Below are 9,998 nucleotides of genomic sequence, written 5' to 3' on the forward strand. Positions count from 1 at the left end.
TCACGCGTGCTGGCTGCTCACCGAGATGACCTCCCCGGTCAGATACGAGGAGTAGCCACTGGCCAGGAACACGATGGTGTTGGCGACCTCCCACGGCTCGGCGTAGCGGCCGAACGCCTCGCGCGCGGTGAGCTCTTCGAGCAGTTCGGGGGTGGTGACCCGCACCAGGTGCGGGTGCATGGCGAGGCTGGGCGCCACCGCGTTGACCCGTACGCCGAAGTCCGCGGCCTCCAGCGCCGCACAGCGGGTCAGGGCCATCACCCCGGCCTTGGCGGCCGCGTAGTGGGACTGGCCCTTCTGGGCGCGCCAGCCGACCACGGAGGCGTTGTTGACGATGACGCCGCCGCCATGGCCTGCCGCCTTCATACGGCGCAGGGCGGCGCGGGTACAGCGGAAGGTGCCACCGAGGGTGACGTCCAGGACCTTGTCCCACTGTGCGTCGGTCATGTCCACCAGGTCCCCGGTGCCGCCGAGTCCGGCGTTGTTGACGACGATGTCTAGGCGGCCGTGGCGTTCTTCGGCGAGGTCGAACAGGGCGGCGACCTGGGTCTCGTCGGTGACGTCGCAGGGCTGCGAGGTGACGCGCTCGGGCCCGTACACGGCGGCCAGTTCAGCTTCGGTCTCCTTCAGCCGCCGTGTGTGCGCGTCCGATACGACGACGTCGGCGCCCTCTTCGAGGAGGCGGCGGGCCGTCGCGCCGCCGATTCCGGCGCCCGCGGCGGCGGTGATGACGGCGTGGCGGCCGGTCAGCAGTCCGTGGCCCGGTTCGTAGGGCGGGGGCGGGTTCGTCATGGACCGACCTCTCTCCGGCTTCCGGCTTCCGGCTTCCGGCTTCCGGGCGACGCTCGACGGCTGCGAGTCCGTACGTTAATCTACCAAACACTTGTTAGGTAGGGGGAGGGATGGACGGCTGATGGACCTCGACTTCACCGCCGCCGAAGAGGCCTTCCGCGCCGAGGCGCGCGCCTGGCTCGGCGCCCATGTGCCCGCCACTCCCCTGCCGTCGCTGGAGACCGCCGAGGGCTTCGCGGCCCACCGCGAGTGGGAGCGCGCGCTGCACGCGGACCGCTGGTCGGTGGTCAACTGGCCTCGGGAGTACGGCGGTCGGGGCGCCTCGCTCCTTGAGTGGCTGGTGTTCGAGGAGGAGTACTACGCGGCCGGGGCGCCCGGCCGGGTCAGCCAGAACGGCATCAACCTCCTCGCCCCCACCCTCTTCGAGCACGGCACCGACGAGCAGCGCGTCCGCGTGCTGCCGCCGATGGCGCGCGGCGACGTGGTCTGGGCGCAGGCCTGGTCCGAGCCCGAGGCGGGCTCCGACCTGGCCTCACTGCGCTCCACGGCCGTACGGACCGAGGGCGGCTGGCGCTTGAGCGGGCAGAAGACCTGGTCCTCGCGGGCGGCCTTCGCGGACCGCGCGTTCGGGCTCTTCCGCTCCGGCTCTGACCCGGAGCGGCCGCACCGCGGGCTGACGTATCTGATGTTCCCGCTGGACGCGGAGGGCGTCACCGTACGGCCGATCGGGCGGCTCGACGGCAAGCCCGCGTTCGCCGAACTCTTCCTGGACCGCGTCTTCGTACCGGACCGGGATGTGATCGGCGAGCCCGGCCAGGGCTGGCGGGTCGCGATGAGCACCGCGGGCAACGAGCGCGGGCTGACCCTGCGCAGCCCAGGGCGCTTCACCGCGGCGGCCGCGCGCCTGACGGCGCTGTGGCGGGACGCGGCCGACCCGTCCGACACGGCCCTGCGCGACCGGGTCGCGGACGCGGTGATCGGCGCGCGGGCGTACCAGCTCTTCACGTTCGCGGGGGCCTCGCGGATCGCGGCCGGGGGGTCGATAGGCGCCGAGTCCAGCCTCAACAAGGTCTTCTGGTCCGAACTGGACATCGCCCTCCACGAAACGGCCCTCGACCTGCTCGGCCCGCACGGCGAACTCTCCGACGAGGCCACCGACGCGCCCGCGCACGGCAGTTGGTCCGAGGGCTACACCTTCTCGCTGGCAGGCCCGATCTACGCAGGAACGAACGAGATCCAACGCGACATCATCGCCGAGCGACTGCTGGGCTTGCCGAAGGGGCGCCGCTGATGGAGCCCCTGCCGGACACCGGGCGGCACGACGCCACCCGCACCCTGGGCGCCCCGCTGTCAGCGGCCGGTACGCGTCGCGCCGTGGGCGCCGCGCTGTCGCTGGCCCGTACGCGTACGCCCGTACGGGCCTGGCCCAGCGGCGCGATCACCGCCGAGCCGCGCGACGTCGCCCGTTCGCTCGACGCGCCGGTCTCGGCCGCGCGATACGCCTCCGACGGCAGACGTCCGGAGCGACGCCGCCGCCGAGCCGCTGACCGCCGTCCCGCCGGCGGCGGCCGGTGCGACCTCCCCGGCACTGGCGGCCCGCGCCAGCCGCCACACCGCCACCGAGCCGCCACGCGAACCCCCGAAGGGCGCCCGTGATGAAGTTCCTCCTCGACGACGAGCAACGCGATTTCGCCCGCTCCCTGGACGCGCTGCTCTCCGCGGCCGACACACCGTCAGTGGTGCGTGCCTGGGCCGGTGGTGACCCGGCCGCGGGACGTGCGCTCTGGGAACGGCTCGCGCAGGCAGGGGTCTTCGCGCTCGCCGTGCCCGAGCGGTACGAGGGGCTGGGGCCGCTGCCGGTCGAACTGGCCGTCGCGTTCGAGCAGTTGGGGCGGTACGCGGTGCCGGGTCCGGTGGTCGAGACCGTGGCGGCCGCCGCATTCCTGGAACGGCTGGGGCAGCCGGAGCCCGCCGCCGCGTGGCTGCCGTCGCTGGCGTCCGGTAAGGCCGTGGCCTCGCTCTGCGTGCCGTCCGTGTGCGGTCCGTACGCGCTGGACGCCGACGCGGCCGACACGGTACTGGTGGTCGACGGCGACACCGTACGCCTCGCGGAGTCGGCCGGTCCCGTACAGCCGTCCGCCGATCCGGCGCGCCGCCTGGCCCGGCCCGTGGTCGGCACCGGGGACCCGCTCGCCCGCGGGCAGGCCGTGGCCGACGCGGCCGCGTACGCCGCCGATATGGCCGCGCTCGGCACGGCCGCACAGGCGCTCGGAGTCGGGCGGGCACTGCTGGAGCACACCGTGCGATACGCCAGGCAGCGCACCCAGTTCGGCCAGGTGATCGGCTCGTTCCAGGCCGTGAAGCACCGGCTCGCGGACACCCTCGTCGCCCTGGAGTTCGCCCAGCCGCTGGTGCACTCCGCGGCCCTGGCGATGGCGGGCGCGGACCGGGCGGCTGCCACCCGTGAGGTCGCCGCGGCGAAGGTGACCGCCTGCGAGGCCGCGTACACCGCCGCGCGCACCGCCCTCCACCTGCACGGCGCCCTCGGCTACACCGACGAGCTGGACCTCTCGCTGTGGATACGCAAGGCCCGCGCGCTGCGGACGGCCTGGGGCACGCCGTCGCGGTGCCGGGCCCGGGTGCTGTCCTGAGAGCCTGTCTTTGAACCCCCGCCTGCGCCCCGCGCGGACGACGGGGGTTCAAAGACAGGCTCTGACACGGTGACGGGCCGCGTCCCCTCGTGGGGACGCGGCCCGTCGGCCGTACCGGAGCCCTTACTTGCGGATCAGGCTGCGCAGCACGTACTGCATGATGCCGCCGTTGCGGTAGTAGTCCGCCTCACCCGGGGTGTCGATGCGGACGACCGCGTCGAACTCCACACCCGTGTCGGTGGTGACCTTGACCGTGCTCGGCGTGGTGCCGTTGTTCAGCTCGGTCACGCCGGTGAAGGTGAAGGCCTCCTCGCCGGTGAGCCCGAGGGACTCGGCCGTCACGCCCGCCGGGAACTGCAGCGGGAGGACGCCCATGCCGATGAGGTTCGAGCGGTGGATGCGCTCGTACGACTCGGCGATGACGGCCTTGACGCCGAGCAGCGCCGTGCCCTTGGCGGCCCAGTCACGGGACGAGCCCGAGCCGTACTCCTTGCCCGCGAGGACGACCAGCGGGATGCCCGCGGCCTGGTAGTTCTGCGAGGCGTCGTAGATGAACGACACCGGCGCGTCCGCCTGGGTGAAGTCGCGGGTGAAGCCGCCCTCGGTGCCCGGCGCGATCTGGTTGCGCAGGCGGATGTTGGCGAACGTACCGCGGATCATGACCTCGTGGTTGCCGCGGCGCGAGCCGTAGCTGTTGAAGTCGCGGCGCTCGACGCCGTGCTCCGTGAGGTACTTGCCCGCCGGGGTGTCGGCCTTGATGGCGCCCGCCGGGGAGATGTGGTCGGTGGTGACCGAGTCGCCCAGCTTGGCCAGGACGCGCGCGCCGGCGATGTCGGAGACCGGGGTGGTCTCCATCGTCATGCCCTCGAAGTAAGGGGGCTTGCGGACGTAGGTCGACTCGGCGTCCCACTCGAAGGTGTTGCCGGTCGGGATCGGCAGCGCCTGCCACTGGGCGTCGCCCGCGAAGACGTCCTGGTAGGACTTGTTGAACATGTCCTCGCCGATGGCGTTGGCCACGACGTCGTTCACCTCGGCCTCGGAGGGCCAGATGTCCTTCAGGAAGACCGGGTTGCCCTCGGTGTCGGTGCCCAGCGCCTCGGTGGTGATGTCCACCTTCATGGAGCCCGCGAGGGCGTACGCGACGACCAGCGGCGGGGACGCCAGGTAGTTCATCTTGACGTCGGGGTTGATCCGGCCCTCGAAGTTACGGTTGCCGGAGAGCACCGAAGTCACGGCCAGGTCGTGCTCGTTGACGGCCTTGGAGACCTCGTCCGGCAGCGGGCCCGAGTTGCCGATGCAGGTGGTGCAGCCGTAGCCGACCAGGTTGAAGCCGACCTTGTCGAGGTAGGGGGTGAGCCCCGCCTTGTCGAAGTAGTCGGTGACGACCTTGGAGCCCGGGGCGAGGGTGGTCTTGACCCACGGCTTGCGGGTCAGGCCCTTCTCGACCGCCTTCTTGGCCACCAGCGCGGCGGCGACCATGACGTACGGGTTCGAGGTGTTGGTGCAGGAGGTGATGGCCGCGACCGTCACCGCACCGTGGTCGATCTCGTACGTCGAGCCGTCGGGGGCGGTGACGGTGGTCGGGCGCGACGGGACGCCGTTGGAGGCGGCCGGGGAGTCGGAGGCCGGGAAGGACTCCTTGCCCGCCTCGTCGTCGTCCTCGACGTAGTTGCGTACGTCCTGCGCGAACTGCTCCTTGGCGTTGGCGAGGACGATGCGGTCCTGCGGACGCTTCGGGCCGGCGATCGACGGGACGACCGTGGCCAGGTCCAGCTCGAGCTTCTCGGAGAAGTCGGGCTCGGCGGCCGGGTCCAGCCAGAGGCCCTGCTCCTTGGCGTACGCCTCGACGAGGGCGACCTGCTGCTCGTCGCGGCCGGTCAGGCGCAGGTACTTCAGCGTCTCGTCGTCGATCGGGAAGATCGCGGCGGTGGAGCCGAACTCCGGGGACATGTTGCCGATGGTGGCGCGGTTGGCGAGGCTGGTGGCCGCCACGCCCTCGCCGTAGAACTCGACGAACTTGCCGACGACGCCGTGCTTGCGCAGCATCTCGGTGATGGTGAGCACCAGGTCGGTGGCGGTCGTACCCGGCTTCAGCTCGCCGGTCAGCTTGAAGCCGACGACGCGCGGGATGAGCATCGAGACCGGCTGGCCGAGCATCGCGGCCTCGGCCTCGATGCCGCCGACGCCCCAGCCGAGCACGCCGAGGCCGTTGACCATGGTGGTGTGCGAGTCGGTGCCGACGAGGGTGTCGGGGTACGCCTGGCCACCCCGGACCATGACCGTGCGCGCCAGGTGCTCGATGTTCACCTGGTGGACGATGCCGGTGCCCGGCGGGACGACCTTGAACTCGTCGAACGCGGTCTGGCCCCAGCGCAGGAACTGGTAGCGCTCGCGGTTGCGGCCGTACTCCAGCTCGACGTTCTGCGCGAAGGCTTCGTTGGTGCCGAACTTGTCGGCGATCACGGAGTGGTCGATGACCAGCTCGGCCGGGGCCAGCGGGTTGATCTTCGCCGGGTCACCGCCGAGCTCCTTCACGGCCTCACGCATGGTGGCGAGGTCCACGACGCAGGGCACGCCGGTGAAGTCCTGCATGATCACGCGGGCCGGCGTGAACTGGATCTCCTGGGCGGGCTGGGCCTGGGAGTCCCAGCCGCCGAGCGCCCGGATGTGGTCGGCGGTGATGTTCGCGCCGTCCTCGGTGCGGAGCAGGTTCTCCAGCAGCACCTTCAGGCTGTAGGGAAGGCGTGCGGAGCCCTCGACCTTGTCCAGCCTGAAGATCTCGTACGACTCGTCGCCCACGCGCAGCGTGGCGCGGGCGTCGAAGCTGTTCGCCGACACGACAGTCTCCTTCATATGTGTGCGCGTACCACCGCATCCTGCCGCCACGACTTGCCGCCGATCCGCTAAGGTAAGGCTAAGTTAGGTTGCCCTTACCGCCAGACTCGATTTTGGCGTGCGGCTGCGGTGCGCCTCGGCAGATATCTCGATGTCGAGATAACTCTAGTACATCGCGGCTGCTGGGTCATGCCCAGACCCGCTGCACTGTCACCGCGCGCCATTACGGTCTCTGTGTACGTACGTCATCGCGTACGTCAGGCGAGCGGTGAGTCGGTGGGGGTAGTGGTGCGGGAGCTGTCGGGTTCTGCCGCGGTGGGGTCCGCCGCGGCGGCGGGGCCGTTGTACGGCGAGGAGGCCGGTTGCGTACGGTCCGGTCCTGTCGTACGGGATCTGCGGGGCAGAGCGGGGCGTACGCCGCGGAACCTGACCTTCCAGGAGGGTGACCTGATCGTGGTCTCCGGCCTGCCGGGCAGCGGCAAGAGCACGCTGATCGAGCGGACGGTGGCGGCGCCCCGGATCGACTCCCAGGACAGCCGGGACCGCTGGGCGCTGCGTATGCCGCGCCTCCTCCCCTACGCCGTGTACCGCCCTCTGGTGCGGCTCGCGCACTACGCCGGGCTGAGGCGGGAGCTGCGCTCCGGCGGGAGCGTCGTCGTCCACGACTGCGGCACCCGGGCCTGGGTGCGGCGCTGGCTGGCCCGGGAGGCGGCACGGCGCGGCCGGGGCCTGCATCTGCTGCTGCTCGACGTGCGGCCGGACTCCGCGCTCGCCGGTCAGCGGGAGCGGGGCCGGGGTGTCTCGCGGTACGCCTTCGCCCATCACTGCCGGGCGGTCGGGCGGCTGATAGGGGACGCCGAGCGGGGGCGGGTTCCGGTGGGGTGCGCGTCGGTGGTGCTCCTTGACCGGGACGCGGCGAGCCGGCTGCGAAGGGTCGGCTTCGATGCGCCCTGATCAGTCCGACGCGGCCGGGAAGCGGGTGACGCTGGAGACGTTCAGGCGGACCGGGAGCGCGCCGCCCTCGATGAGGGAGGCGAGCTCCCGCGCCGACGCCTTGGTGAACGTCCCCGAGATCTCCGCCTGCCCGCCGTCGATCGAGTAGGAAACGGCGGGGGCCGAAAGGACCTTCTCGTCGAGAACGATGGCGAACTGGTTCTCGGGCGACGGCTGGGTCGCCAACTCACCCGTGACGTCGGCGAACTTCACCGACCCCTTCGCGGTGAACGACAGCGACACGACCCAGGCTCCGCGGCTCGGGTCGCGCCGAGCTGTGGCTCGCGCCACGTCGGAACCCACCAGGGAAGGTGGCGCCAGGAGGTAGTCGACGGCCTCCGAGTCCTTGGCGCCCAGGGCACCCTCGGCGCCGCACAAGGCCACGAACCCGGACTTCCGGGTGGTGGCCTCACGCCGCAGGGTCTCGCAGTTCCCGGCCGAGCTGGCAGACAGCGTGGCCACAGGCCTGAACGCGAGTGCGCCGGTCTGCCCCAGAGCCCTCAGGCTCTGCTCGCTGTCACCCGCGGCCCGGACGGTGATGTCACCGCCGACCACGGCGACCTTCACGTCGTCGAGGCCCAGAGAGCCGGCGCGCTCCTTCATCCGGTCCCCGGCCTGGCGCAGCTGCTGTGCGGTACCCGGCGTTTCGGGGCTGAACGTGACGGAAGTCCAGGTTCGTTCCCGCGACCCGTCGGAACCCGGATCCGTGGTCCGCGGTGACGCACCGTCCGGACCGGAGCCCGGTCGCGAGGAGCCGGCGGGCTGCCCGCCAACGGGCCCGGAACCGCCGGAACCTTCGGAACAGGCTCCCAACACCCCGGCGAGCACGACAACAGCGAGGAGTGCCACGCCACGCCGAGGACGTACCACGGACGGAGACGGCGGGCGGGCGGGAGCTGACGGGTCCATGCGTTCACCTGTATCTGCGTGCCGGGACATCAGGTTGGCGGGCGGCCGGTGGAGCCTGGCGCCATGATGACGGGGACGGCCTGCCGTGCGCAGCGGTTCCAAGGCGATGGTCGCCGCCAGGGCACCCGTCGACGACACCGATCCCGGCGTCCGGAATGCGTCAATATCACGCTGGTAGCCGGTTTTCGACCATCCGTCACTCGGACGCCACCCCCAGCAGGTCCCCCATCTCATATCTGAGATAGCCTGCCGCCATGTCAGACGACTACCTCGTACGCATCGGCAAGCTCATCCGTGACGCCCGTCAACATCGGGGCTGGACACAGTCGCAGCTCGCCGAGGCACTCGCCACAAGCCAGAGTGCCGTGAACCGCATTGAGCGCGGGAACCAAAACATCAGCCTTGAGATGATCGCTCGAATTGGTGAAGCTCTGGACAGCGAGATCGTCTCTCTGGGCTACGCCGGGCCGATGCATCTGCGCGTGGTCGGCGGTCGCCGGCTCTCCGGCTCCATCGACGTCAAGACGAGCAAGAACGCCTGTGTGGCGCTGCTCTGCGCCTCGCTGCTCAACAAGGGGCGCACCGTACTGCGCCGGGTGGCCCGCATCGAGGAGGTCTTCCGCATCCTCGAGGTGCTGAACTCCATCGGCGTACGCACCCGCTGGATCAACGACGGCGGCGATCTGGAGATCGTGCCGCCCGCCGAGCTCGAGATGGGCGCCATCGACCAGGAGGCCGCGCGCCGTACCCGGTCGATCATCATGTTCCTGGGCCCGCTGCTGCACCGCATGGACCGCTTCAAGCTGCCGTACGCGGGCGGTTGCGACCTCGGCACCCGCACCATCGAGCCGCACATGATCGCGCTGCGCCGGTTCGGCCTGGACATCACGGCCACCGAGGGGATCTACCACGCGGAGGTGCAGCGCACGGCCCCGGAGCGGCCGATCGTCCTGACCGAACGCGGCGACACGGTGACCGAGAACGCGCTGCTCGCGGCCGCCCGGCACGACGGTGTGACCGTCATCCGCAACGCCTCGTCCAACTACATGGTCCAGGACCTGTGCTTCTTCCTGGAGGCGCTCGGGGTCCGGGTGGACGGCGTCGGCACCACCACGCTCACCGTGCACGGCGTGCCGGAGATCGACGTGGACGTCGACTACTCGCCGTCCGAGGACCCGGTCGAGGCGATGAGCCTGCTCGCCGCCGCCGTGGTCACCGAGTCCGAACTCACCATCCGCCGGGTGCCGATCGAGTTCATGGAGATCGAGCTGGCGGTACTTGAGGAGATGGGTCTGGACCAGGACCGCTCCCCCGAGTACGCCGCGGACAACGGCCGTACCAGGCTGGTGGACCTGACCGTACGCCCCTCCAAGCTGCAGGCGCCGATCGACAAGATCCACCCGATGCCGTTCCCCGGCCTGAACATCGACAACGTGCCGTTCTTCGCGGCGATCGTGGCGGTGGCGCAGGGCAAGACCCTGATCCACGACTGGGTCTACGACAACCGCGCCATCTACCTCACGGACCTCAACCGGCTCGGCGGGCGGCTGCAACTCCTGGACCCGCACCGGGTGCTGGTCGAGGGCCCGACCCGCTGGCGCGCGGCGGAGATGATGTGCCCGCCCGCGCTGCGGCCCGCGGTGGTCGTCCTGCTGGCGATGATGGCGGCCGAGGGCACCTCCGTGCTGCGGAACGTGTACGTCATCAACCGCGGATACGAGGACCTGGCCGAGCGGCTCAACTCGGTGGGTGCGCAGATCGAGACGTTCCGGGACATCTGATACGAGACCGGGGCAGGCGCGGGCGGGGCGGGGGGGC

At 71.0% G+C, this 9,998-nt stretch carries 8 protein-coding genes; 5 read left to right on the top strand and 3 right to left on the bottom strand.

All coding sequences use genetic code 11. The features are described 5' to 3' along the window. Complete coding sequence (locus U9R90_RS07495; protein WP_411055603.1) at positions 1 to 792, bottom strand: SDR family oxidoreductase; 792 nt, start codon at positions 790 to 792, stop codon at positions 1 to 3. Positions 793 to 913: 121 nt separating this feature from the next. On the opposite strand from U9R90_RS07495, the gene U9R90_RS07500 reads away from it, so the two are divergent. The 3 genes from U9R90_RS07500 to U9R90_RS07510 are packed head-to-tail and all read left to right on the top strand — an operon-like array spanning position 914 to position 3,443. Beyond that, positions 914 to 2,083: an acyl-CoA dehydrogenase family protein gene (locus U9R90_RS07500; protein WP_411055604.1), complete on the top strand. Its 1,170-nt coding sequence runs from the start codon at positions 914 to 916 to the stop codon at positions 2,081 to 2,083. Further along, the gene (locus U9R90_RS07505) at positions 2,083 to 2,448 is read left to right on the top strand and encodes a hypothetical protein (protein WP_411055605.1); all 366 of its coding nucleotides are present in this window, start codon (positions 2,083 to 2,085) and stop codon (positions 2,446 to 2,448) included. Before U9R90_RS07500 ends, U9R90_RS07505 begins: the two co-directional genes overlap by 1 nt. Further along, the gene (locus U9R90_RS07510) at positions 2,448 to 3,443 is read left to right on the top strand and encodes an acyl-CoA dehydrogenase family protein (protein ID WP_411055606.1); all 996 of its coding nucleotides are present in this window, start codon (positions 2,448 to 2,450) and stop codon (positions 3,441 to 3,443) included. Before U9R90_RS07505 ends, U9R90_RS07510 begins: the two co-directional genes overlap by 1 nt. A gap of 123 nt (positions 3,444 to 3,566) precedes the next feature. On the opposite strand, the gene acnA is transcribed toward U9R90_RS07510, so the two are convergent. Continuing rightward, on the bottom strand, positions 3,567 to 6,296 hold the full coding sequence (gene acnA, locus U9R90_RS07515; protein ID WP_411055607.1) for an aconitate hydratase AcnA: 2,730 nt from the start codon (positions 6,294 to 6,296) through the stop codon (positions 3,567 to 3,569). Between the two features lie 267 nt (positions 6,297 to 6,563). Here acnA and U9R90_RS07520 point away from each other — a divergent pair, with 267 nt between their 5' ends. Continuing rightward, positions 6,564 to 7,232 carry an AAA family ATPase gene (locus U9R90_RS07520; RefSeq protein WP_411057669.1) on the top strand — a complete coding sequence of 223 codons (669 nt, stop codon included), beginning with the start codon at positions 6,564 to 6,566 and terminating at the stop codon, positions 7,230 to 7,232. Here the strand turns inward: U9R90_RS07520 and U9R90_RS07525 are convergent, their stop codons facing one another. After that, positions 7,233 to 7,874, bottom strand: a complete 642-nt coding sequence (locus U9R90_RS07525; RefSeq protein WP_411055608.1) for a SecDF P1 head subdomain-containing protein — start codon at positions 7,872 to 7,874, stop codon at positions 7,233 to 7,235. 560 nt (positions 7,875 to 8,434) lie between these two features. Here U9R90_RS07525 and U9R90_RS07530 point away from each other — a divergent pair. Then, on the top strand, positions 8,435 to 9,961 hold the full coding sequence (locus U9R90_RS07530; protein ID WP_411055609.1) for a helix-turn-helix domain-containing protein: 1,527 nt from the start codon (positions 8,435 to 8,437) through the stop codon (positions 9,959 to 9,961). Positions 9,962 to 9,998 lie beyond the last annotated feature (37 nt).

The organism is Streptomyces sp. E11-3, assembly GCF_046540415.1.
Lineage (GTDB): Bacteria > Actinomycetota > Actinomycetes > Streptomycetales > Streptomycetaceae > Streptomyces.